Origin of the sequence: Mesorhizobium sp. CA14 (genome assembly GCF_020165195.1) — a bacterium.
In the GTDB taxonomy this organism is placed as follows: domain Bacteria; phylum Pseudomonadota; class Alphaproteobacteria; order Rhizobiales; family Rhizobiaceae; genus Mesorhizobium.
In genome coordinates, this window is the sequence record NZ_JAIUHR010000007.1 from 71,089 (window position 1) to 92,777 (window position 21,689).

The following is a 21,689-nucleotide window of genomic DNA, read 5'->3' on the forward strand; positions in this document are numbered from 1 at the left end:
GGCGGGACAAGCGTCGCCTCACCGCGCCAGTTCCTTCAGGCCGAAGCGGATCAACATGGACGCATCCGCGCCTTCGCCGGCCGATTTCAGCGCTGCCGCGACCGCGTTCGCCGCGATGTCGCGCGAATAGCCGAGATTGACGAGCGCCGAGACCGCATCCGTAATCGGCGCTGCGGCGACGCCTTCGCCGAGCTCCTGCTTGAGGCCGATCATGCCGGTGGCCGCGCCCGCATAGACCGGCGCCTTGCTGCGCAATTCGGTGACGATGCGTTCCGCAACCTTCTTGCCGACGCCGGGCGCGCGGGAAACCATGGCGATGTCGCGCAGCGCGATCGCGTTGGCGAGATCGGCGGGCGCCAGCGTCGACAAGATAGCCAGCGCCACCTTGGCGCCGACGCCCTGCACGTTGTTCATCAACAGGCGGAACCACTCGCGTTCCAGTCCGGTCTGGAAGCCATAGAGCCGGATCATGTCCTCGCGCACATAGGTCTCGATGAACAGCACCACCGCCTCGCCCGGCGAGGGCAGCGCGGCCAGCGTGCGCGCCGAGCAATGGGCGACATAGCCGACGCCGTGCACGTCGATGACGCAGGAATCTTCATCGATCTCGTCCAGCGTGCCTTTCAGCTTGCCGATCATGATTGTCCCTTCACGCCAGAGCGGCCATCCGGTAGGCCGCGCTTGGGCGGTGATGCGCATGGCAGATGGCGATGGCCAGAGCGTCGGCGGCGTCGTCGGTGTCGAAGATCGCCTTTGGCATCAGCACCTTCACCATCATATGGATCTGCTTCTTCTCGCCGTGCCCGACGCCGATCACGGCCTTCTTGACGGCATTGGGGGCGTATTCGGCCACCACCAGTCCGGCGCGAGCCGGCACCAGCATGGCGATGCCGCGCGCCTGGCCGAGCTTCAGCGTCGCCGTGGCATCCTTGTTGACGAAAGTCTGCTCGACCGCCGCCTCATGCGGCATGGTCTGGTGCAACACCTCGACCAAGCCGTCATGCAGCTGGCAGAGTCTTGTCGCAAGCGACTCCTTTTCGTCGGACCGCACCGTGCCGGACGCGATGAAGCGCAGCGAATTGCCCACGCTGTCGATAATACCCCAGCCGGTGCGCCTCAGGCCCGGATCGATGCCGATGATGCGAATCGCTTCCCCCATGCGCCAAGTCTAGCCGTGGCGGCAAGCGATGCCAGCAAAATGTGAACAAACCAGAAACAATTGCGATCTCAGCAATTCGCCGTTTCCGTGAGACGGTGAGACGCTCTAATTCGTCACGCGACGGATGGTTTTCGACAGCCGCGTGAGAAATGCCGGCCTGGACGATGCGACCAGCTTCCATGCCAGGACTGCATTGCCCATGCGCCGCGGCAGGATTCCGATACAAAGGAACCAGGCCGCCAGAGCAGCTCGCCGCCGCCAGGATGCGTCCATTTCCAGGCTGGCGGCGGCGCCCGCTCTTGCCAGCCCCAGCCGGGAGTCGGTGGCGACCGGATGCTGGGGCTCGTCGACGCAGAGCGAAGCCAGCCGTTCTTCCAGATGCACCGGATCGCGAAGGCCGGCATCCGGCGGTACGGTCAGACCGATCTCGGCCGCCCGGCCGGACAAGGCCTCGAGACGCCGGAAGTCATGCTGCACACGCCAACGCGCTCGCTCGGCAAGCTTTTCGGCAAAGACCGAATGATTGGAACCGTGGATGCGGTAGGCGCCAAGGCAGGTGTCGATGGATTTCACCTCTCCGTGCAGCGGCGCGAGCGTCGCGAGATAGCCATCGGCGCCTTGCCGGAAATCGCCTTCAGGCATGGGCATTATCGTTTCCAGCGCCTCGCGGTCGAATGCCAACCCGCTTGTCACCGTCGTGCGGTACCGCCCCTTGCGCAACAATTCCGGGACGACGTCGCCTGAATCGAACGGCTGTTCCGGAGGGGGAAAGACATCCTTTATCCGCTGGTCCTCATCAACGAGATGCAATCTGAATTGCGCCTGGGCGACATCCGCGTCCCACTCGTCCAGGACTTCGGAAACGGCGTTCGGATAGAGATAATCGTCGGCGTCCAGGAAAAGAATGATCTCGCCGGTGCTCGCCTCGAACCCGGTATTGAACGCGGCCGCATGCCCGCCATTCCTGCGCCTGAGACACGGACGGATTTTGTCTCCGTAGGATTCGATGACGGCCACCGACGCATCCGTCGATGCGTCGTCGACGACCACGACCTCGACATTTCGGTGGTCCTGCTTCAACGCGCTGTCGATGGCGCGTCCCAGAAACTGTTCGTAATTGTAGTTGGGGATGATGATCGATACCGGGATGCGGTCCAATGGCGAATGCACGGGATCAAGCCTCGCAATCTGCTTTGGTCACAGTGACGGTGGTTTTCTTACAGGACCGGCTCGGGTCGACCCGGCTGCGGCGAACGGCTCCAACTAGGGGCCCATCGCTTCAAGGCAAGTGTGATCTTTCCCGCGAAGGCCGGCATAGCCTTCAATACGATGACGGCTGCCGCAGTTTCGACGAGCACTCGGAATCGCAGGTGTCGACCTGCGAGCCGCTATCGCGCGTCTGTTACAAACGCGGTTTCAGCCGCGCGCGAACGCCGTATTCAAAAGGCTGATCTGGTCGGAAACCGGGTTGGCCCGCCGGCTGGGGGCGTGCAGGTCGCTGACGACGCCGCCATAGATTTCCTCGTCCATGCGCCGCACCAGCGACTGCAGGCGCAGCGAGCGCGTCACGAGGTCCACAAAATCCTTGGGCAGCTCGTTCCAGCCAAGCGCCTCGTCATGCGCGGACGCGGTATCGAGCCGCACCTTGGATTTCTCCGAGGCCACCTGGTCGCGCGTCATCTCGCCGGAATTCGCCGCCCGCTGCAAAAGCAGCCAGGAGGCGACCTGCATGAGCCTCGTGGTCAGCCGCATCGATTCGGCCGCGTAGAGCGTAGCCGCCGTGCGCGACAATTTCTTGGCTTCGAGCCTGCCCTTGCCATCGAGATATTCGGCGGCCTGCTCGACCAGCCCCATTCCTTCCTGGTAGAGCGGCTTGAAGGATTGGGAGAAAACCCGGCGCTCCGCCAATTTGATGGTTTTCGCGCTGCCCTTCGAAGGCTCGTTCATCGATACGCCCCTGCACTGCCGCCAGCCGATTCGGCAATCTTGCCGACGTGGCTCGCACCCTAAATGACTGAGGCTTGAAAATGCGCTTCGATGCCCATGAAGGCAAGCGCATGTTTAACAAACGGTTAACGCCGGCCGCGTTCCGGCCACCCGCCGGCGGATGGCGCAGGCCTGCCGGTGTGCGGATAAAAAAAGAGCCGCGGATAAGGCGGCTCTCAGGAGTTTAACAGGGAGGCGTCAAACAAAGTGGCTCCAACCACTCGGTAAGAATCCAGCAAAACTGGATGCGCATAGTAAACGCCCGTAAAGCTTAATGAAGCCTTAACGCGGCGGCGATTTTTTAAGCGAACGCGCTTTCCTGTGCCGGAACAGGACAGCGGATGCGCCGCCCGGGATCGTCTGAAACCGGATTTTCGAACGCCGATCGTGGCGGCCGTAACATGTTGGCTGCTGCCGCGGCATCGTCCCGAAACACGCGCCAGGCAAAAGGCCGCTCCTCTGAAGCGGCGCGCAGATCCGCGCCCCTTGAAATCACGCAGCATATCCGGGAGCAAACCATGGATTGGTATTCGATCGTCAAATTCCTTCACGTCGTTTCGGCTATTTTGTGGGTCGGCGGCGGCTTCGTGCTGTTCCTGCTCGGTGTGCTCGCCGAGCGAGCCGGCAACATCGAGGACAAGCTGCAGGCAATGCGCGCCAGCGGACAGCTCGGCAGCAAATTCTTCGCCCCGATGTCGATGCTGACGCTGGTCTTCGGCCTCATCATGTGCGGCTTCTGGGTCGGCTTTGCCGAGCTGTGGGTCGTCATCGGCCTTATCGGCTACGCCACGACCTTCTCGATCGGCATGCTGGTCTTCAAGCCGACCGGCGAGCGCATAGGCGCGATGGTCGCCAAGGACGGCGTGACGCCGGCCGTCCTTGCCATCGGCCAGCGCATGATGAACTGGGCGCGGCTCGATTATGCAGTGATGCTGGTGATCATCGCCGACATGGTGCTGAAGCCCAGTTTGCACGACATCGGCATTCTTGCCGGCATGGCGATGGTGATTGCGCTGGGCGCCGCGCTCGCCTTCGCCGGCGGCCGCCAGATGGTGCCGAGCGCCGCTTGACATTAACGCGCTCGCCCGAGGGCGCGTCGAGATTCAGGTCAGGCCGAGTCGAAAGTGGTGATTTCCGAGAACCGGAGCGGAGCGTACTTTAAGTACGTGAGCACCGGAAGCGCAGGAAATCGCCGTTTGCAGGCCGGCCTCACCTGAATATCGACGCGCCTCACATCAGGCCGATAATGCCGTCCCACAGCAGCTTAACGGCGACCACCGCGACGGTGGCGTAGGTGAACGGATAGAAGATTTCCGGCCGCATGCGGCGCACCAGCCAGGCGCCGGCGATCGTCGAAAGCGGCGCCAGCGGCATCAGCACCGCCGACGCGGTCAGATTGGCGGTGTCGAACTGGCCGAGCGCGAAATAGGGGATGAGCTTCAGCGCATTGGTGGCGGCAAAGAAGATCGCCGCGGTTCCCGACAGCACTTTCGGGTCGAGCCGGATCGGCAGCGCATAGACCTGGAAGGGCGGGCCGCCGACATGGGCGACGAAGCTGGTGAAGCCGGCGACCGTGCCCCAGAAGGCGGCGGCAATGCGGTTCGGCTCAGCCGCATGGTCGGCGCCGTGGCGGAACTGCAGGTAGATCCATCGCAACACGAACACCAGCGCGACGGCGCCGACGATCAGCCGCACCATCTCCTCGGTGACCAAAGCCGCGGTCAGCCAGCCGAGCCCGATGCCGATGACGGCGCCCGGCATCATGTCGACCAGCATCTTGCGGTCGTAAACGCCCCACCAGGTCCACACCGAGACGACATCCATCAGGCACAGGATCGGCAGCAGGATGGCGGCCGCCTGAACCGGCGGCATGGTCAGCGCCATCAACGGCACGCCGACGAAACCGACGGCGCCGCCGAAGCCGCCTTTTGACAGGCCGACAAGGATCACCGCGGGAATGGCGGCGGCGTAGAACCACGGATCGCTGAGCAGGCCTGACATCGGCAAGGGAAGGTTGGAGAAGGCGGGGAACCCAGCCATAGCGCAGAACAGCGCCGCCGGGATAGTCATTAATGCCGCCATCCGCTATGCCTAATGCCGGCATCCGCTATGCCGGCCCGACACTGGCAGCCGGCCGCGCTGCAAAGGATCGTCGGTTCGGTTCACTGCCTTCGAGGTGCGGATATGAGCGCTATCGGCATTCGCCGGGCCTGCGAAGCGGACGCACTAGCCTTTTGTATAATCAGGCCCAAAACGTGTCGGCAGGCCGTCGGCGAGTTTCACCCAAGGGAGCTTCTCCTCGAAAGCGACGTGCAGCGTAGGCGCAAATTTTTCCGGCTCCGCCATCGTTGCCGCAAAAAAATGCATGACATTGGACATCTTCTTTGAGCGGAAGGAAAGCGGCGAACCGCAGCGATCGCAAAACGTTCTTTCTACGCCGGGAGAAGAGTTGAATGTCTTCGGTGGCTTGCCCAGCCATCGCCATTGGCCGTCCAGGACGCCAATGTAGGTGGTCATCGGCGCAGAACACTGCCGCCGGCAACTTTCACAATGACAGACCACGCAGGCCTGGGCCGGGCCATCGACTTCAAAAGCAATAGCGCCACATAGGCAATGACCGCGCATGCGAAACCTCCTTGAGGCAGCAAGGATAGCTTATTGCCTGTGGCGTGCGGGAGTCGCCAAGAAATGCGCCGAACTGGCGCCTGATCCCGACATTTGCCTGGCGCCCGGCATTTGCTCGGCGATTGTGAGCGCGTGCGCGAGCGTTGGCTTCAGGCTGAGTTCATCAGACGCCGCGCCTGGACCAGCAGGAACATCGGCCGCTCGAGCTCTTCGGCCAGTTCCGGCCGGGCGGCGATCTGCTCGCCCGTCGGGCGAAATTCCTCGACATGCCCGATGCTGAATCCGGCCTGGATCAGCAAATTGAGCGTGGTGCCGATGGTGCGGTGGTGTTTGATCACGCCCTTGGTGAGCCAGTCGGTGGTGCGCGGTCCCTCGACAAGATACCGGTCGACCGGCCATGTCTTCCTGCCCGCGGCATCGACGGACCAGCCCGGGTTGGTCGGCGCCATATAGATCGGATGTTCCGTCGAGAAGACGAAGGCTCCGCCGGGAACCAGGGCCTGGTAAACGGTCGCGAACAGGCGCGCGGCATCGCCGACATAATGCAAGGCAAGCGAGCTGTAGGCGAGGTTGAAACGCGCCTTCGCCAGGCTGAGCTCATCGAGGTCGGCGCGCCGATAGGTGATGGCATCGTCGGCGCCGGCGGCGCGTGCCCGCGCAAGCATCTTTTCCGACAGGTCGAGGCCGAGGACCTCGCTCGCGCCGTGCGCGCGCGCCCAGCGGCAGAACCAGCCGAAGCCGCAACCGAGATCGACGATGCTCAAGCCATAGAGATCGGGCAGCATCGCGCGCAGCGCCGGCCATTCGGGCGCGCCATCCAGGCCCTCGACCGAGCGGCCGAGGCGGCTATAGCCTTCGAAGAATTCGGGACGGTCATAGATGTTTTGCGCCATGTGCCTGCTCTTCTCTGCCCGCATCACTTATGCAATGAATGAGTTGTCGGAAAGTGGCGGGTGGCAAAGTGGAAAATCAACTCTTTCAGGGTCGGCTGTTGCCGCATGAGCGCATCTTGTGGAGTGGAATGCCCGCGCAGGGATTGCTCTTCTCAAGTCGCGACGTCTTCCCTGATACCATTCAGCCTGCTCTGGTGCGGCTTTGCGATTTTCTGGACCTGTTCGGCGACAAGGCATGGCGCGCCATTGTTCTTCGACGCCTGGGGAGCGATGTTCGTCTGCATCGGCCTCTTCATGGTTTTCGGCAGGTTTGTATTCGATGCCTGGCTCAGGCAGCGGATATACTATGCCGTCACGAACAGCCGCATTCTTATCCTGCGCCGTGCTCCATCCGCCAACTTCACCTCGATCGACCTCGAACGCGTTCCTGATGTTCAGTTGACCGGCGAGACGGCGACGAAAGGGACTTTGCGCTTCGGAGTCGGCACGTCGGGATACCCGTTTTCGAGGATGAACGGATGGTTCCCGGCCCTCGATCCAGTCCCGCAATTTCTCGGAATCGAAGGCCCGCAGCGCGTGCTCGACCTCATCATGAGGACTAGGCGCGACGATGCTCGTTTGGACCGGTCCTCATCCGCCGCATAGCCGACTGTTCAAGCCGGGCGGTTTGCTCTATGCCGCAATGCAACCATCTTCGCCCGGCATAGGCGAAACCGGGATCGAAGGCCAATGAACGAAGCAACCCCGCCCAACCGCTGCCGTATCGTGCTGATCGCGCCGCCGCTCATGCCGGCTGAGCAGATCTGCGCGGCATTCGAGGGTGGCGACGTCGCTTCGCTGATCCTGCCCGACAACGGCATGGACGACGCCTCCTTCCAGGCTTTCGCCGAAAAGATCGTGCCGATTGCTCAAGGTGCCGGCATCGCCGTCATCATCGCCGGCGACAGCCGCATCGCCGGGCGCGTCCAAGCGGACGGCATCCATGTCGAAGTAAAGCCCCGGGAGCTCGCCGAGACGATCGAGCGCCTGGCCGGCAAGATGATGGTCGGTGCCGGCGGCGCCAAGACGCGCGACGAGGCGCTGGAACTCGGCGAGCAGCGGCCCGATTACATGTTCTTCGGCCGCTTCGGCTATGACAACAAGCCGGAGCCGCATCACCGCAACCTCGCCCTCGGCGAATGGTGGGCTGAGATGATTTCGATCCCTTGCATCGTCATGGGCGGCTCCGAGCTTGCCTCCGTCGAGACGGTGGCCGCGACCGGCGCCGAATTCGTGGCGCTGTCCAGCGCCGTCTTTGCCGATGGACGCGACCCGCGCGCCGCGATCGCCGCCGCCAACGCGTTGCTCGATGAAACCGCGCCGCGTTTCGAGGACTGACATGCGCCTGCACGGCCCTTGCCTGGTGGTCCTGGCCGGCTTGTTTGCGCAGGCCGCGATGGCGGCTGAGACCGTCCCGCTGCCGCAGCCGCGGCCAGAGACGAGCGCGCCGGACAAGAGCGCGCCCGACGCAGCCAAGCCGGATGCAAGCACGCCGGACACGGGCACGCCGGGCACGGGCACGCCGGATACGGGCAAACTGGACACAGCCACGCCGGACGCCGGCGCGCCGGATCCGAGCAGGTTCGGCACCGCTCCGCATATCGACAAACCGATCCAGAACACCTTGCCGCAGCCGGCGACCATGACGCCGCCATCGGCCGATGCCATCAATCCCGACCGCTTTGGCGCCAAGCAGCCGGACGCCGCCTATGGCGCCTTCCAGCGCGGGCTTTACAAGACCGCCTACAACCTCGCCCTGGAGCGCGCCAAGAACGGCGATCCGGCGGCCGAGACGCTCGTGGCCGAAATCCTGTCGCGCGGACTGGGTATGCCGCTCAATCCGGCCGAGGCCGCGAAATGGTATGCGTTAGCGGCCGAACAGGGCGTGCCGGAGGCGCAGTTCCAATATGCGCTGATGCTGCTCGACGGCCGCTATGTGAAGAAGGACGAAAAGGGCGCCTTCGCGCTGATGCAGGCCTCGGCCGAGGCTGGCAACCGGCTTGCGCAGTTCAACTTCGCCCAGTTGCTCGTCCAGCAGGATCCCGGCGATGGCGGCCTTGCCAAGGCCGCCGTCTATTACGAGCGCGCGGCAGCCACCGGCCTTGCCGATGCGCAATATGCGATGGCGCAGCTCTACGCCAACGGCGCCGGCGGCAAGCCGCATGACGATGCCCAGGCGCGTCTTCTCCTGGCGCAGGCCGCGAGGCAGAACTATGACACCGCGCAGATCGACCTTGCCACCTGGATGATCGAGGGACGCGGCGGCGGGCGCGACCTGAAATCGGGTTTTGCCTGGATGAAGCGGGCGGCGCAAGGCGGCAATGTCGCCGCCCAGAACCGCCTCGCCAAGCTCTATATGAGCGGCATCGGCACCGATCCGGACCTGATCCTAGCCGGCGCCTGGTACATCGTCGCCCGCCGCGCCGGGCTGATCGACCCGCAGATGGACGATTTCCTGCAGGGTTTAGACGACGATCAGACCAAGCAGGCGCTGCAGAAGGCAAATCGCCTGCCTTGACGCATGGTGCCACGGACGGCATGTCCGTGGCTCGCTTTGCTGCCCTCCTCCCTTGCCACTATGTGCGATTTGTGGTCTTGGAGGCGCCAAAGCGCGGCACGCGCCAGAAAAATCTCATCCGGATCAGTTCATCATGGCCAAGATCAGTGGCAGCGAAATCCGTCCCGGCTACGTCATCGAGCACGATGGCGGGCTGTGGGTGGCGGTCAAGACCAACACCGTCAAGCCGGGCAAGGGCGGCGCCTACAACCAGGTCGAGCTGAAGAACCTGATCAACGGCACCAAGCTCAACGAGCGCTTCCGCTCGGCCGAAACCGTCGAGCAGATCCGGCTCGACCTGAAGGATTTTTCGTTCCTCTACGAGCAGGGCGATGCGCTGGTCTTCATGGACACCGAAAGCTACGAGCAGCTCGAGCTGGCGAAGGACTTTGTCGGCGAGCGCGCCGCTTTCCTGCAGGACGGCATGATGGTGACGGTGCAGCTTTATGAGGAGCGGCCGATCGGCATCTCGCTGCCCGACCAGGTGACACTGACCATCACCGAAGCCGACCCGGTGGTGCGGGGCCAGACCGCAGCATCTTCCTACAAGCCGGCGGTGCTGGAGAACGGCATCCGCGTGCTGGTGCCACCCTTCATCTCGGCCGGCGAGCGCATCGTCGTCGACACAAACGAAATCACCTACGTGCGCCGCGCGGATTAACGGCAAAAAAGCAGGAAGAAAAATGGCGCGTTCCGCTCTCCTCAATGTCATGGTCCAGGCCGCGATGAAGGCCGGCCGCTCGCTGTCGCGCGACTTCGGCGAGGTGCAGAATCTGCAGGTCTCGATGAAGGGACCGGGCGACTATGTCAGCCAGGCCGACCGCAAGGCCGAAGAGATCGTCTTCGCCGAGCTGTCGAAGGCGCGGCCGGGCTACGCCTTCCTGATGGAAGAGCGCGGCGCCGTCGAAGGCGAGGACGCCCAGCACCGCTGGATCGTCGATCCGCTCGACGGCACCACCAACTTCCTGCACGGCATTCCGCTCTTCTCCGTGTCGATCGCGCTTGAGCGCCAGGGCCAGATCGTCGCCGGCGTCGTCTACAATCCGGCGATGGACGAGCTCTACACGGCCGAGCGCGGCGGCGGCGCCTTCATGAACGATCGCCGGCTGCGTGTTGCCGGGCGCTCCAAGCTGACCGACGCCGTGATCGGCTGCGGCGTGCCGCATCTCGGCCGCGGCCAGCATGGCAATTTCCTGATCGAACTGCGCAATGTCATGGCGGAGGTCTCCGGCGTCCGCCGCCTGGGCTCCGCGGCGCTCGACCTTGCCTATGTCGCGGCCGGGCGCATGGACGGTTTCTGGGAAACCGGTCTGTCGTCCTGGGATATCGCCGCCGGCATCCTTCTGGTGCGCGAGGCCGGCGGTTTCGCCTCCGACATGGATGGCGGACAGGACATGCTGGACACTGGCGAGGTCGTCGCCGGCAACGAGTTCATCCAGCGCGCGCTGCTGAAAACCGTGAAGAAGCCGTTGGCTGCCCGCTGATTAATGCATGTCGCCCAGAAGTGTGCAGCGGTTCTGGGACGACGACATGCATCAAAACAAAGACTTAAAGCGCGTCGCCTGGGTCCGTTCAGCGCGACGCGCCTTGACGCGCCTTAAAGCGTCCTTTGCGCGTCGAAAGGACGCGCGCCTTTAGTCGCAAAACCGCAACCGAAGCTTGAAATACTGGTCCGCGAGCGCCCAGATTAGGCGTTGCAGGATCATTCATGAACGATGCGAGTCCAGATACGAAGCTTGAGATCCCCTTTGTGGGGCGCTGGCACTATTCGCGCGCCGAAATGATCGCCGACGGCATTGTTCACGCTGTGGGCATCGTGCTGGCGATCGCCGCCGGCTCGGCTTTCCTGGCCTTGGCCGCCTTCCACTCCGGCCCGGGCGAATATGTCGCCGCCGTGTTCTATGTGGTGTCGCTGCTCACCGTGCTCTCGGTTTCGCTGGCCTATAATCTGTGGCCGGTGTCTTGGCCGGCGAAATGGATCCTGCGCCGTTTCGATCATGCCGCGATCTATCTTCTGATCGCCGCCACCTACACGCCCTTCCTCGCCCAGCTCGACAACTCGCCGCTGGCGCTGCCCATGATCGTCGTGGTGTGGAGCGCGGCGGCGGCCGGCATCGCCGTCAAGATGTTCCTGCCCGGCCGCTACGATCGCCTGGCCATCGTCTTTTATCTCGCCATCGGCTGGAGCGGCGTCGTGCTCGCCGGACCGCTGGTCCAGACGCTGCCGACAACCTCGCTCGCGCTGCTCGTCGCCGGCGGCATCGTCTATTCCCTGGGCGTCATCTTCTTCGCCTGGAAGGGCCTGCGCTTCCACAATGCCGTCTGGCACGGCTTCGTCGTCACCGGCGCCGGCCTGCATCTGGCTGCCATGGTCGACTGCCTCGTCGTCAACCGGTTCTAGGCCTGTGGCGCGGGCCTATCGGGCCATATTGCCAAGCGCCATTCATTTTGGTCACAATTCCGTTTAAAGTCGCGGCAATTCTGCGGCGGCGGCATCGGAAACGGGGCACGGATGGCTTTTCTCAGATCCTTCGGCAGGCGATCGGACGTCCTGGTCTATGATCCGCACAAGCTGTCGAGCCCGCAGGTCTTCCTGCTCACCATGGTGATCTTCCTGATCATCGTCGCTTTCATCGCCGCTATCCTCACCCGCCAGATCTCGACCGCCTTCTCCAGCAATCCGGGCCTCAACGGACTGATTGTCGGCGTGCTGGCGGTCGGCATCCTGCTTGCCTTCGCCCAGGTCGGGCGGCTGTTTCGCGAGGTGCGCTGGGTCAATTCCTTCCGCGCCGGCTCCGAAACCACCGAGCCGGTGCTTTTGTCGCCGATGAAGGCGATGATCGGCCGCTCGTCGACGATCGCGTTTTCGACCTCCTCGATGCGCACGATGCTGGATTCCATCGCCACCCGCCTCGACGAGAGCCGCGACACCTCGCGCTATCTGGTCGGCCTGCTTGTGTTCCTCGGCCTGCTCGGCACCTTCTGGGGCCTGCTCAACACCATCGCCTCGATCCGCGAGACGATCGAGGCGCTGGACCCGGGCACCGGCGATGCCGCCGCCGTCCTCGACGCGCTGAAACAGGGCCTGTCGGCGCCGCTCGCCGGCATGGGCACCGCGTTTTCGTCCTCGCTGTTCGGCCTTTCGGGCTCCCTGGTGCTCGGCTTCCTCGACCTGCAGGCCGGCCGCGCCCAGACCCGCTTCTATACCGAGCTTGAGAACTGGCTGTCCTCGGTCACCGATCTGTCATCGGACATCGTCGTGTCAGAGACGTCGAAAGCCACTGAATCCTCCGAGGACATCCGGCTCTTGTCGGAGCGGCTGCGCAGCCTGCAGGAGAATGGCGGCGGCTCCAATCCGCGCGTCGCCACCGCCATGGCCAATCTTGCCGACGGCATCTCGGGGCTGGTGAAGAACATGCGCTCCGAGCAGCAGATCATGCGCGACTGGGTTGAGGCCCAGTCCGACGAGCAGAAGGCCATGCGCAACACGCTGGAAAAGATCGCCGACGCGCTGAAGAAGCAAGGGGTCCACTGACGTGGCGCTGGCAAGACGGCGCACCGACCGCCGCATCGACTATTGGCCGGGCTTCGTCGACGCTTTGTCGACGCTGCTGCTGGCGATCATGTTCCTGCTCACCGTCTTCGTGCTGGCGCAGTTCCTGCTCAGCCGCGAGATCTCCGGCAAGGACGCGGTGCTGAACCGCCTCAACTCGCAGATCAACGAGCTGACCCAGTTGCTCGCGCTGGAACGCACGAACAGCCAGGACAAGGAGGATACGCTCGCCAATCTCCAGGCATCGCTGTCGGCCGCGCAGGCCGAAAAGAGCCGCCTCGAACAATTGCTGGCGCAGGGCGCCGGCGCCGGCGACGCGGCCAACAAACGGGCGGACCAGCTTTCGGGCGAGCTCAGCAACCAGCGCCAGATCAGCCAGCAGGCACTGAGCCAGGTCGAGATCCTCAACCAGCAGATCGCGGCGCTGCGCAAGCAGATCGGCGCGCTGGAAGACGCGCTCAACGTCTCCGAGCAGCGCGACCGCGACTCCAACACCAAGATCGCCGATCTCGGCCGCCGCCTGAATGTCGCGCTGGCGCAGCGCGTGCAGGAGCTCAACCGCTACCGCTCCGACTTCTTCGGTCGCCTGCGCGAGATCCTCGCCGACCGCGAGAACATCCGTATCGTCGGCGACCGTTTCGTCTTCCAGTCGGAGGTCCTGTTCCCGACCGGCTCCGATGTGATCAACGACGCCGGCAAGGTCGAGATGAAGAAGCTCGCCGACGCCATCATCGAGTTGCAGAAGGAGATCCCGCCCGAGATCAGCTGGGTGCTGCGTGTCGACGGCCATACCGACAACAAGCCGCTCTCCGGCACCGGCCGCTATCGCGACAATTGGGAATTGTCGACCGCGCGCGCTACCTCGGTGGTGAAGTTTCTGATCGAGAACGGCGTGCCCGCCAACCGGCTGGTGGCCGCCGGCTTCGGCGAGTTCCAGCCGCTCGATCCTGCCGACACCGACGAGGCGCGCAGCAAGAACCGCCGCATCGAACTGAAGCTCACCGAACGGTGAGCTATTATCACGCCAAGTCACAGGAAATTGTTTGTCGACTGAATACTTAGAGTGCCAAGTCACGTCGACAAGGCCTGAAAACATTATCTTTTTTTAATTACACATCGCAAATCGACGCACCTAATTTGCTGCGCAGGGCCGGGGACCGCCGGCGATGCCTCCCATCGCGACGCGACGGAACTGGACGGCCCCTGAACGTCGGAAGGCAATGCGGCATGACCGCTACCCTTCCCTATCGGAGGATGCGCCGCCATGCGCGCTTCAACATCTCTCAAGACTGTAACCCTGGCTGCCGCGCTGATCGCGGCCCCGCTCGCCGGCGCCTACGCGGCCGGGCACCACAAGGGGCTTCTCGACGCGACCGCTCCAGCCGATTTCATCGGACCGCGCGTGAGCGGTCTGATCGATCAGGTCCAGGGCGTGGATCAGGGTATCACCGACGCCCGGCAGGCAAACAACATTTCGGCTGCCGAAGCGCAGCGACTGCATATGCGCACCGCGCATATCAGCCAGGCCGCGGAGCATGTCGCGGTGTCGGATCACGGCAGGATACCGTCCGCGCAATATCATGAGCTGCTGCGCCGCCTCGACAATGTCGACCAGAGACTGATGAACGACACCGGCAGCGGCATCATGATGGGCGATGGCTCCGACGGCGGCAATTACCCGAACGGCTGACCTCTTCGGAGGAACGAAAGGCACCTCCTGGCGCCCGCGGGACCTGGCCCCAAGGGCGTCCTTTTTCGATAACGTCCTGCTTCGATTGGAGCAATTCCAGGAAAAGTGCGGGCGGTTTTCCGTCCGGAATTGCGTGAAAACAAAGAGATAGAGCGGTTCGGCGTTTCCATGAGACCGGTGAAACGCTCTATAGGCCGAGCCAAAGCGCGATGATGGCGAGCACCGCCGGCGCCGTCTGGATGAACAGTATCTTGCGGCCGACGGTCGCCGCGCCGTAGAGGCCGGCGATGGCGACGCAGAGCAGGAAGAACATCTTGATCTGAAACCCGCCGGCGCCGAGATAGAGACCCCAGATCAGGCCCGCGGCGAGGAAGCCGTTATAGAGGCCCTGGTTGGCGGCAAACACCTTCGAGGCGCTGGCGAATTCCGGCGTCAGCCCGAACGCCTTGCGGCCGCGCGGCGTATCCCACAGCACCATCTCCAGATAGACGATATAGCAATGGATCAGCGCCACCAGCCCGACCAGGATATTGCTGATCATTGTCCCCTCCGCTCGTCGGATAAGCATTGACGATACGTCGACGCCGCCGCGCAGGATAGGCCGACCCTGGCCTTGCCGACCAGGGTTGCCAAGCTTCGCGCCTTGGTATCTTTTCGCGCCAGCCCATTTACAGCCGGAACCCATCATGTCCTTCCAGAAACTCGACCAACTCGGCCACAAGCTCGAAGCGCTCGAGCATGCTTTGGCCATTCTCGGCGCCGACGAGGCGACGCATATGGCGGTCGGCGGCGGCGAAAAGCGCGCCGAGGCGATGTCCTTGCTTGCCGGTATGCTGCACGCCCAAGCGACCGCGCCGGAAATCGGCGACTGGATCGCCGCCGCCGAGGCCGAGCCGCTGAACGACGAGCAACAGGCGGCGGTCAGGGAACTGCGTCGCCAATACACCAACCTCACCTGCCTGCCTGTCGAATTCGTCGAGCGCCAGACGGTGGCGCGCATGCGCTCCGAGCAGCTCTGGCGCGACCTGCGCGCCAAGAACGACTGGGCGGGCTTCCTGCCGGCGCTGGAAGGCGTCGTGACCCTGGTGCGCGAGGAAGCCGCCTTGCGCGCCGAAGCGCTCAGCCTGGCCCCCTATGACGCGCTGATGGAGCAGTACGATCCCGGCAACCGCGCCGCCGACATCACGCCGGTGTTTGCCGAGCTGAAGGCCTTTCTCAAGGATTTCCTGCCGCATGCGCTGGCCGTGCAGGATGCGCGGCTGGCGAAACACCCGCTGAAGCCGCTCTCCGGCAGCTACGCCATTGACCGGCAGCGCGAGCTTGGCCTTGCCATGATGGCGGCCGTCGGCTTCGACCTCACCCATGGCTCGCTCTCCGTGTCGCACCATCCCTTCTGCGGCGGTGTGCCGACCGATGTGCGCATCACCACCCGCTACAAGACCTCCGACTTCCTTTCGGCGCTGATGGGCGTGCTGCACGAGACCGGCCACGCCCTCTACGAGCAGAACCTGCCGAAAGCCTGGTCGCATTGGCCGCTCGGCAAGGCGCGCGGCATGGCCGTGCATGAAAGCCAGAGCCTGTTCGTCGAGAAGCAGATCGGCCGCAATCCGGCCTTCTGGCGTTGGGCGCTGCCGGTGGTCGAAAAACATCTCGGCGAAGCCTGGTCGATCGATAACATCCTGCCGCATGTCCACCATGTCGAGCGCGGCCTGATCCGCGTCGATGCCGACGAGGTCACCTATCCGCTGCATGTCGTCCTGCGCTACGAACTTGAGCAGGAGCTCGTGTCTGCCCGGCTGGAGGTCGCCGACCTGCCGGAGGCATGGGATGCCAAGATGCGCGACTATCTCGGCCTCTCGACCATCGACAACCCGGCCGACGGCCCGATGCAGGATGTGCACTGGCCGGGCGCCGCCTTCGGCTATTTCCCCTCCTACACGCTGGGCGCCATGATGGCCGCGCAGCAATGGGCGGCTCTGACCAGGGAGCATCCGTCCGCCGACGAGGACCTCGCCAAGGGCGATTTCAGCGCCATCAACGAGTGGCGTCGCGCAAAGATCTGGTCGCAGGGCTCGCGCTGGTCGACGCCGGACCTGCTCGAGCGCGCCACCGGCGAGAAGCTCAACGCTTCTTATTTCACCGAACATCTGCGCAAGCGCTACGGGAACTGACTCGCGGCAGGTCGAAACCAGCTGGGTACGCGTGCCTACTCCGCCGCGCCCTTGAAGGCGCTGGCTCCCGTCTCGAACTGCAGCTTGGCGAGTCGCGTGTAGATGCCGCCCTTGGCGACCAGGCTCTGATGCGTGCCTTCCTCGACGATGCGCCCGCCGTCCATGACCAGGATGCGGTCGGCCTTGAGCACCGTCGCCAGCCGGTGCGCGATGACGATGGTGGTGCGGCCGCGCATCAGCCGCTCCAGCGCCTTTTGCACCAGCGTCTCGCTCTCGGCGTCGAGCGCCGAGGTCGCTTCGTCGAGCAGGAGGATCGGCGCGTCGCGCAGGATGGCGCGGGCGATCGCGATGCGCTGACGCTGGCCGCCGGACAGCGTCACGCCGCGCTCGCCCACCTGGCTGTCATAGCCCTTGTCGAGCCTGGCGATGAATTCATCCGCTAGGGCCGCCTTGGCCGCGGCCTCGATCTCGGCGTCGCTGGCGCCCTGCCTGCCGAAGCCGATATTGTCGGCAGCACTTGCCGCGAAGATTGTGACGTCCTGCGGCACGATCGCGATGCGTTGGCGGATGGCGGCCGGATCAGCCTCGCGCACATTGACGCCGTCGATGACGACGCGGCCGCTCTCGGGGTCGTAGAAGCGCAGGATCAGCGAGAAGACGGTGCTTTTTCCCGCGCCTGAAGGCCCGACGATCGCCACCGTCTCGCCCGGCTTCACCTGGAAGCTCAGGCCATGTACCGCGGCGCGGTCCGGCCGCGCCGGATAGGAGAAGGAGACGTCGTCGAAGCTGATCGCGCCCTTGGCCGTGGCCGGCAACGGAATGGGATTGGCAGGCCGCTGGATTGTCGGCGTCTCGGCCAGGATCTCGGTCAGCCGCTCGGCGGCACCCGCCGCCTGCGACAGCTCGCTCCACACCTCCGACAGCGCGCCGAGCGCGCCGGCGGCAAACACCGAATAGAGCAGGAACTGGCCGAGCGTGCCCGGCGACATCGTGCCGGCAAGCACGTCGCGCGAGCCGAACCACAACACCGCCACTACCGAAGAGAAAATCATGAAGATGGCGAAGAAGGTCAGGAACGAGCGCGCGAACACCGAGGCCCGCGCCGCCTCAAAGGCAGCGTCGACGGCGTCCGCAAAACGGCCGGTGACCAGCTTCTCGTTGGTGAAGGCCTGCAGCGTGCGCACCGCGCCGATCTGCTCGCTGGCATAGGCGGTGGCTTCGGCGAGCGTATCTTGCGCTTGCCGGGACTTGCGCCGCACCGAGCGGCCGAAGGCGACCAGCGGCAGCACGATCACCGGGATTGCTGCAATGACCAGGCCGGAGAGTTTTGGGCTGGTGACGACCATCATCGCCACCGCGCCGAGGCCCAGGATCAAGTTGCGCAGCGCGACCGAGGCGGTGGCGCCGACAGCCGACTTCACCTGGGTGGTGTCGGCGGCAAGCCGCGACACGATTTCTCCCGAATGCGCGCGATCGAAGAAGGCGGGCGACAATGTCGTGACATGGGAGAAAACGTCGCGGCGAATGTCGGCGACGACCCGCTCGCCGAGCGTGATGACGAAATAGTAGCGGCTGGCCGAGGCGGCCGCCAGCAGCGCCGCCATCGCCACCAGGGCGGCGAAATACTCGGCGATGAAGGTGGAGCTCGACGCCTGGAAACCGTGATCGATCATGCGCCGCACGGCCATCGGCAGGGCAAGCGTGGTCACTGCCGCCACGATCAGCGAGATGATGGCGCCTATTACCAGCTTCCGGTAGCGGGTAACGTACGGAAAGAGGCTGCGGAGCGGCCGGACCGAGCGTCTGCGCTCGCTTGCGCTGCCACCGATTTCCGCCATGAGCGTTTCCTCTGGCCGATTGGCGGGACCGCGCTTCAATATGCGCCCGCCGCGGCCTTGTGATTCAATTCCGGCTGATGTATAGGCTCGCCGACCGTTTTAGAAGCCGTGGCTTTTCATTAGCTGCGGCTTCGAGTTTTAAAAAGGGGCGCATCGACGCAGGCCTTTAGGCCCGTTGCCAGCGCCGGCAGCCAGGAAACACGACAATGAAGGCCGATATCCATCCCGACTACCACACCATCAAGGTCGTCATGACCGATGGCACCGAATACCTGACCCGTTCGACCTGGGGCAAGGAAGGCGACACGATGAACCTCGACATCGACCCGACCACGCACCCGGCCTGGACCGGCGGCCAGCAGACCCTGCTCGACCGCGGCGGCCGCCTGTCGAAGTTCAAGAAGCGTTTCGAAGGTTTCGGCCTCTAAGCCTTCATCCGCTTTGTCGCAGATCAAAAACCCGCCTTCGAGGCGGGTTTTTTGTTGGCCGCATTTCTTCTTTCTCCCCATGGGGAGAAGGCGCCCGAAGGGCGGATGGGGGGCAGCGCCGGCGCTTGAAAGTTCAAGGTTCCTCGCCCCACGAAGTGGGGAGAGGTGGCTCGGCGAAGCCGAGACGGAGAGGGGAGCGCCCTACGAAGGCCCCGCTCCGTCCGCTTCGCGGACACCTCGCCCCCGCCCCTGGCGGGGGCGAGGAACCCAAGCCCTGCGACGCTGCGGAAATCGTTCCTACTCCCCCACCAACTCCCTCAGCGCCATGCGCTTGTAAGCCGCGACCAGCCTGTCGCCCTCGTCCCGCTCGACCGAGATAGCCAGCCGCACCGCGGCCTCGCCCATCTGCCAGACGAGAAACGCGGCCGTTTCCAATTCGATCGGATCGGCATCGGGGCGAATCCGTTTCAGCGCCGCAACCAAAAATTCGGCATTGGCCCGGCTGTCGGCCAATTCCAGTTCGCGCAGCGCCTTGTCGGCCTGCGTGCCCGACCATATGTCGCGCATCACCGGCTCGGCCAGGAACAGCTGGTAGTAGATGTCGACCAGTTCCGAGAACGCCTGCCTAAGGCCGTCCTTGTCGGCGACATCCTTCAGCGCCGCCGCGATGCAGGCCTGGCTTTCGGCTGTGTAGCGCTCGGCGAGCGCCCAGACGATCGCCCGCTTGTCCGGGAAGAACTGGTAGAGCGAGCCGATCGACACCCCTGCTCGCTCCGCCACCTCGCCCATGCGCATCGCATCGCTGCCCTGCTCGGCAATCAGCGCCGAGGCGGCGGCAAGCATGCGCTCGACCCGCTCACGGCTGCGCTGCTGGCTCGGCGAGCGGCGCGGCGAAGCGATGGCGGCCTGGTCCGGCCTGGCGGCGACTTTATCATCCATGGCTCTCTCCGGGCGATTTTCCGAAAACCAACTTGACTCGCAAAATACGAGGGTTTATCACATTTTGCAAATGTGAGGATTAATCACATTTTGCACCCGGCATCTGGAGCAACTGAGATGATCAAACTTCTTCCCACCCTTACCTTTATCGCCGCGATCGGCTCCGGCGTCGTCGGCGGCGTCTTCTTCGCCTTCTCGAATTTCGTCACGGCGGCACTTGCCCGGCTGCCCGTCCCAAGCGGCATCGCGGCGATGAATTCGATCAACGTCACGGTGATCACGCCGACCTTCATGACCGCGCTGTTCGGCACCGGCCTGATCTGCCTGGTGTTGATTGCCGGTGTTTTCTTCGGCTGGAGCCAGTCCGGCTCGTACTGGCTGCTTGCCGGAGCCGTGATCTATTTCGTCGGCAACCCGATCGTGACCATGGTCTTCAACGTGCCGCTCAACGACGCTTTGGCCGCCGTCGATCCGCAGAGCGCCAACGGCGCCGCCGTGTGGGCGAACCATCTGAGCCAGTGGGTGATGTGGAACCACGTCCGCACCATCACCGCGATCGTGGCGATGGTCTGCTTCATTATGGCCTTGATCTGAGGATGAGCAGCCCGCGAATGCAAAAGACCCCGCCTCAGGCGGGGTCCGTCTTCTTGTGCGTTTTGCGATCAGCGTGGCCGAGATCCCGCTCCGGGTCGATGACGTCGCGAACCAGCTGCTTGAGCTTTGCCGCGTCCGGGAAACCGCCGTCGCGCTTGCGCTCCCAGATGAGCTGATCGTTGCAGGCAATGGTGAAGATGCCGCCGGTGCCCGGCACCAGCGTCACCTCGCCGAGATCGGTGCCGAAGGTCGAGAGCAATTCCTGCGCCATCCAGCCCGCCCGCAGCAGCCATTGGCATTGCGTGCAATAGGTGATGCGGATGATAGGCAGCGGCTTCTCGCTCATGTCGTGTCGCGTGGCCGGTCAGGCCGCGCTGAGCTTGGCCATCGTCTCGTCGTCGACCTCGAAATTGGCGTAGACGCTCTGCACGTCGTCATCGTCCTCGAGCGTGGCGACCAGCTTCATCAGCGATTGCGCCCGCTCTTCGTCGACCGGGACATTGTTCTGCGGCTGCCAGATCGGCTTGACCGATTCCGCTTCGCCGAGCGCGGCTTCCAGCGACTTCGACACTTCGCCGAGATTTTCGAAGGCGCAATAGATCGTGTGGCCTTCCTCGTCCGACTCCACGTCGTCGGCGCCGGCCTCGATCGCGGCTTCCATCACCTTGTCGGCGCTGCCGGCCGAGGCCGGGTAATAGATTTCGCCGACGCGGTTCCACATGAACGACACCGAGCCGGTTTCGCCGAGCGCCCCGCCGGCCTTGGTGAAGGCGGCGCGCACATTGGAAGCCGAGCGGTTGCGGTTGTCGGTCAGCACTTCCACGATCAGCGCCACCCCGCCGGGGCCGTAGCCTTCATAGCGCACGGCCTCGTAATTTTCGGCGTCGCCCGCGGACGCCTTGTTGATGGCGCGCTGGATGTTGTCCTTCGGCATCGACACAGCCTTAGCGTTCTGCACGGCAAGGCGCAGCCTCGGGTTCATCGCCGGGTCCGGCGTGCCGGTCTTGGCGGCGACGGTGATTTCGCGCGCCAGCTTGGAAAACATTTTCGACCGCACCGCGTCCTGGCGGCCCTTGCGGTGCATGATGTTCTTAAACTGCGAATGGCCAGCCATGGCACCCCTGTCGTGTTCGGCTAGAGCATCTCGAAGCGAGGTGTCGTCACCGCGTCTTCGGCAGAATGCTCGAATTCAATCTTTTAGAACGCACCAAGCATGC

The 21,689-nt window shown here is 64.1% G+C and carries 25 protein-coding genes; 13 read left to right on the plus strand and 12 right to left on the minus strand.

Features of this window, described 5'->3' with window-relative positions:
• Positions 1 to 18: 18 nt before the first annotated feature.
• From ruvA to LB565_RS10665, 4 genes are all read right to left on the minus strand, one after another.
• Complete coding sequence (ruvA, locus tag LB565_RS10650; RefSeq protein ID WP_224583670.1) at positions 19 to 639, minus strand: Holliday junction branch migration protein RuvA; 621 nt, start codon at positions 637 to 639, stop codon at positions 19 to 21.
• Between the two features lie 10 nt (positions 640 to 649).
• Positions 650 to 1,159, minus strand: coding sequence for a crossover junction endodeoxyribonuclease RuvC (gene ruvC / locus LB565_RS10655; RefSeq protein ID WP_224583672.1), 510 nt, complete (start codon positions 1,157 to 1,159; stop codon positions 650 to 652).
• Positions 1,160 to 1,264: 105 nt separating this feature from the next.
• Positions 1,265 to 2,329, minus strand: a complete 1,065-nt coding sequence (locus tag LB565_RS10660; RefSeq protein WP_224583674.1) for a glycosyltransferase family 2 protein — start codon at positions 2,327 to 2,329, stop codon at positions 1,265 to 1,267.
• Positions 2,330 to 2,575: 246 nt separating this feature from the next.
• Positions 2,576 to 3,106, minus strand: coding sequence for a DUF1465 family protein (locus LB565_RS10665; RefSeq protein WP_224583677.1), 531 nt, complete (start codon positions 3,104 to 3,106; stop codon positions 2,576 to 2,578).
• Between the two features lie 557 nt (positions 3,107 to 3,663).
• On the opposite strand from LB565_RS10665, the gene LB565_RS10670 reads away from it, so the two are divergent.
• Positions 3,664 to 4,215 (plus strand): DUF2269 family protein, encoded by a 552-nt coding sequence (locus tag LB565_RS10670; protein WP_224583679.1) that lies wholly within the window; start codon positions 3,664 to 3,666, stop codon positions 4,213 to 4,215.
• A gap of 160 nt (positions 4,216 to 4,375) precedes the next feature.
• On the opposite strand, the gene LB565_RS10675 is transcribed toward LB565_RS10670, so the two are convergent.
• From LB565_RS10675 to LB565_RS10685, 3 genes are all read right to left on the minus strand, one after another.
• Positions 4,376 to 5,146 (minus strand): sulfite exporter TauE/SafE family protein, encoded by a 771-nt coding sequence (locus LB565_RS10675; RefSeq protein WP_224583872.1) that lies wholly within the window; start codon positions 5,144 to 5,146, stop codon positions 4,376 to 4,378.
• A 225-nt stretch (positions 5,147 to 5,371) separates the two neighbouring features.
• On the minus strand, positions 5,372 to 5,770 hold the full coding sequence (locus LB565_RS10680) for a GFA family protein (protein WP_224583681.1): 399 nt from the start codon (positions 5,768 to 5,770) through the stop codon (positions 5,372 to 5,374).
• A 149-nt stretch (positions 5,771 to 5,919) separates the two neighbouring features.
• Positions 5,920 to 6,663: a class I SAM-dependent methyltransferase gene (locus tag LB565_RS10685; protein ID WP_224583682.1), complete on the minus strand. Its 744-nt coding sequence runs from the start codon at positions 6,661 to 6,663 to the stop codon at positions 5,920 to 5,922.
• A gap of 60 nt (positions 6,664 to 6,723) precedes the next feature.
• On the opposite strand from LB565_RS10685, the gene LB565_RS10690 reads away from it, so the two are divergent.
• From LB565_RS10690 to LB565_RS10730, 9 genes are all read left to right on the plus strand, one after another.
• Entirely contained in the window at positions 6,724 to 7,308 is a 585-nt protein-coding gene (locus tag LB565_RS10690; RefSeq protein ID WP_224583684.1) for a PH domain-containing protein, read from the plus strand.
• A gap of 84 nt (positions 7,309 to 7,392) precedes the next feature.
• Positions 7,393 to 8,040, plus strand: coding sequence for a thiamine phosphate synthase (locus LB565_RS10695; protein WP_224583686.1), 648 nt, complete (start codon positions 7,393 to 7,395; stop codon positions 8,038 to 8,040).
• Between the two features lies 1 nt (position 8,041).
• Positions 8,042 to 9,220 (plus strand): tetratricopeptide repeat protein, encoded by a 1,179-nt coding sequence (locus tag LB565_RS10700; RefSeq protein WP_224583687.1) that lies wholly within the window; start codon positions 8,042 to 8,044, stop codon positions 9,218 to 9,220.
• A 133-nt stretch (positions 9,221 to 9,353) separates the two neighbouring features.
• Entirely contained in the window at positions 9,354 to 9,920 is a 567-nt protein-coding gene (efp, locus tag LB565_RS10705) for an elongation factor P (protein ID WP_224583688.1), read from the plus strand.
• Between the two features lie 22 nt (positions 9,921 to 9,942).
• The gene (locus LB565_RS10710) at positions 9,943 to 10,743 is read left to right on the plus strand and encodes an inositol monophosphatase family protein (protein ID WP_224583689.1); all 801 of its coding nucleotides are present in this window, start codon (positions 9,943 to 9,945) and stop codon (positions 10,741 to 10,743) included.
• A gap of 224 nt (positions 10,744 to 10,967) precedes the next feature.
• Positions 10,968 to 11,660, plus strand: coding sequence for a PAQR family membrane homeostasis protein TrhA (gene trhA, locus LB565_RS10715; RefSeq protein ID WP_224583690.1), 693 nt, complete (start codon positions 10,968 to 10,970; stop codon positions 11,658 to 11,660).
• A gap of 111 nt (positions 11,661 to 11,771) precedes the next feature.
• Positions 11,772 to 12,794, plus strand: coding sequence for a MotA/TolQ/ExbB proton channel family protein (locus LB565_RS10720; protein WP_224583692.1), 1,023 nt, complete (start codon positions 11,772 to 11,774; stop codon positions 12,792 to 12,794).
• A gap of 1 nt (position 12,795) precedes the next feature.
• Positions 12,796 to 13,824 carry a peptidoglycan -binding protein gene (locus LB565_RS10725; RefSeq protein ID WP_224510877.1) on the plus strand — a complete coding sequence of 343 codons (1,029 nt, stop codon included), beginning with the start codon at positions 12,796 to 12,798 and terminating at the stop codon, positions 13,822 to 13,824.
• 252 nt (positions 13,825 to 14,076) lie between these two features.
• Entirely contained in the window at positions 14,077 to 14,502 is a 426-nt protein-coding gene (locus LB565_RS10730; RefSeq protein WP_224583694.1) for a hypothetical protein, read from the plus strand.
• A gap of 187 nt (positions 14,503 to 14,689) precedes the next feature.
• Here LB565_RS10730 and LB565_RS10735 read toward each other — a convergent pair whose 3' ends face one another.
• Positions 14,690 to 15,043, minus strand: coding sequence for a DUF1304 domain-containing protein (locus LB565_RS10735; RefSeq protein ID WP_224583696.1), 354 nt, complete (start codon positions 15,041 to 15,043; stop codon positions 14,690 to 14,692).
• 145 nt (positions 15,044 to 15,188) lie between these two features.
• Here LB565_RS10735 and LB565_RS10740 point away from each other — a divergent pair, with 145 nt between their 5' ends.
• Complete coding sequence (locus LB565_RS10740) at positions 15,189 to 16,673, plus strand: carboxypeptidase M32 (RefSeq protein ID WP_224583698.1); 1,485 nt, start codon at positions 15,189 to 15,191, stop codon at positions 16,671 to 16,673.
• A gap of 35 nt (positions 16,674 to 16,708) precedes the next feature.
• Here LB565_RS10740 and LB565_RS10745 read toward each other — a convergent pair whose 3' ends face one another.
• A complete protein-coding gene (locus LB565_RS10745; RefSeq protein WP_224583700.1) occupies positions 16,709 to 18,511 on the minus strand; it encodes an ABC transporter transmembrane domain-containing protein in 1,803 nt (600 codons plus the stop codon).
• Between the two features lie 206 nt (positions 18,512 to 18,717).
• On the opposite strand from LB565_RS10745, the gene rpmE reads away from it, so the two are divergent.
• Positions 18,718 to 18,939 carry a 50S ribosomal protein L31 gene (gene rpmE, locus LB565_RS10750; RefSeq protein ID WP_040974396.1) on the plus strand — a complete coding sequence of 74 codons (222 nt, stop codon included), beginning with the start codon at positions 18,718 to 18,720 and terminating at the stop codon, positions 18,937 to 18,939.
• A 297-nt stretch (positions 18,940 to 19,236) separates the two neighbouring features.
• Here rpmE and LB565_RS10755 read toward each other — a convergent pair whose 3' ends face one another.
• The gene (locus tag LB565_RS10755; RefSeq protein ID WP_224583702.1) at positions 19,237 to 19,878 is read right to left on the minus strand and encodes a TetR/AcrR family transcriptional regulator; all 642 of its coding nucleotides are present in this window, start codon (positions 19,876 to 19,878) and stop codon (positions 19,237 to 19,239) included.
• Positions 19,879 to 19,995: 117 nt separating this feature from the next.
• Between LB565_RS10755 and LB565_RS10760 the strand changes: the two genes are divergently transcribed.
• Positions 19,996 to 20,472: a DUF1772 domain-containing protein gene (locus tag LB565_RS10760; RefSeq protein WP_224583704.1), complete on the plus strand. Its 477-nt coding sequence runs from the start codon at positions 19,996 to 19,998 to the stop codon at positions 20,470 to 20,472.
• 34 nt (positions 20,473 to 20,506) lie between these two features.
• On the opposite strand, the gene LB565_RS10765 is transcribed toward LB565_RS10760, so the two are convergent.
• Entirely contained in the window at positions 20,507 to 20,818 is a 312-nt protein-coding gene (locus LB565_RS10765; protein ID WP_224583706.1) for a SelT/SelW/SelH family protein, read from the minus strand.
• 18 nt (positions 20,819 to 20,836) lie between these two features.
• Complete coding sequence (locus LB565_RS10770; RefSeq protein ID WP_140841722.1) at positions 20,837 to 21,586, minus strand: YebC/PmpR family DNA-binding transcriptional regulator; 750 nt, start codon at positions 21,584 to 21,586, stop codon at positions 20,837 to 20,839.
• Positions 21,587 to 21,689 lie beyond the last annotated feature (103 nt).

Bases quoted from the DNA above. Each gene is read 5' to 3' on its own strand.
- ruvA (WP_224583670.1), bottom strand. From the start codon at position 639: ATGATCGGCAAGCTGAAAGGCACGCTGGACGAGATCGATGAAGATTCC.
- ruvC (WP_224583672.1), bottom strand. From the start codon at position 1,159: ATGGGGGAAGCGATTCGCATCATCGGCATCGATCCGGGCCTGAGGCGC.
- LB565_RS10665 (WP_224583677.1), bottom strand. From the start codon at position 3,106: ATGAACGAGCCTTCGAAGGGCAGCGCGAAAACCATCAAATTGGCGGAG.
- LB565_RS10670 (WP_224583679.1), top strand. From the start codon at position 3,664: ATGGATTGGTATTCGATCGTCAAATTCCTTCACGTCGTTTCGGCTATT.
- LB565_RS10675 (WP_224583872.1), bottom strand. From the start codon at position 5,146: ATGTCAGGCCTGCTCAGCGATCCGTGGTTCTACGCCGCCGCCATTCCC.
- LB565_RS10680 (WP_224583681.1), bottom strand. From the start codon at position 5,770: ATGCGCGGTCATTGCCTATGTGGCGCTATTGCTTTTGAAGTCGATGGC.
- LB565_RS10685 (WP_224583682.1), bottom strand. From the start codon at position 6,663: ATGGCGCAAAACATCTATGACCGTCCCGAATTCTTCGAAGGCTATAGC.
- LB565_RS10695 (WP_224583686.1), top strand. From the start codon at position 7,393: ATGAACGAAGCAACCCCGCCCAACCGCTGCCGTATCGTGCTGATCGCG.
- LB565_RS10700 (WP_224583687.1), top strand. From the start codon at position 8,042: ATGCGCCTGCACGGCCCTTGCCTGGTGGTCCTGGCCGGCTTGTTTGCG.
- efp (WP_224583688.1), top strand. From the start codon at position 9,354: ATGGCCAAGATCAGTGGCAGCGAAATCCGTCCCGGCTACGTCATCGAG.
- LB565_RS10710 (WP_224583689.1), top strand. From the start codon at position 9,943: ATGGCGCGTTCCGCTCTCCTCAATGTCATGGTCCAGGCCGCGATGAAG.
- trhA (WP_224583690.1), top strand. From the start codon at position 10,968: ATGAACGATGCGAGTCCAGATACGAAGCTTGAGATCCCCTTTGTGGGG.
- LB565_RS10720 (WP_224583692.1), top strand. From the start codon at position 11,772: ATGGCTTTTCTCAGATCCTTCGGCAGGCGATCGGACGTCCTGGTCTAT.
- LB565_RS10730 (WP_224583694.1), top strand. From the start codon at position 14,077: ATGCGCGCTTCAACATCTCTCAAGACTGTAACCCTGGCTGCCGCGCTG.
- LB565_RS10735 (WP_224583696.1), bottom strand. From the start codon at position 15,043: ATGATCAGCAATATCCTGGTCGGGCTGGTGGCGCTGATCCATTGCTAT.
- LB565_RS10740 (WP_224583698.1), top strand. From the start codon at position 15,189: ATGTCCTTCCAGAAACTCGACCAACTCGGCCACAAGCTCGAAGCGCTC.
- LB565_RS10745 (WP_224583700.1), bottom strand. From the start codon at position 18,511: ATGGCGGAAATCGGTGGCAGCGCAAGCGAGCGCAGACGCTCGGTCCGG.
- rpmE (WP_040974396.1), top strand. From the start codon at position 18,718: ATGAAGGCCGATATCCATCCCGACTACCACACCATCAAGGTCGTCATG.
- LB565_RS10755 (WP_224583702.1), bottom strand. From the start codon at position 19,878: ATGGATGATAAAGTCGCCGCCAGGCCGGACCAGGCCGCCATCGCTTCG.
- LB565_RS10760 (WP_224583704.1), top strand. From the start codon at position 19,996: ATGATCAAACTTCTTCCCACCCTTACCTTTATCGCCGCGATCGGCTCC.
- LB565_RS10765 (WP_224583706.1), bottom strand. From the start codon at position 20,818: ATGAGCGAGAAGCCGCTGCCTATCATCCGCATCACCTATTGCACGCAA.
- LB565_RS10770 (WP_140841722.1), bottom strand. From the start codon at position 21,586: ATGGCTGGCCATTCGCAGTTTAAGAACATCATGCACCGCAAGGGCCGC.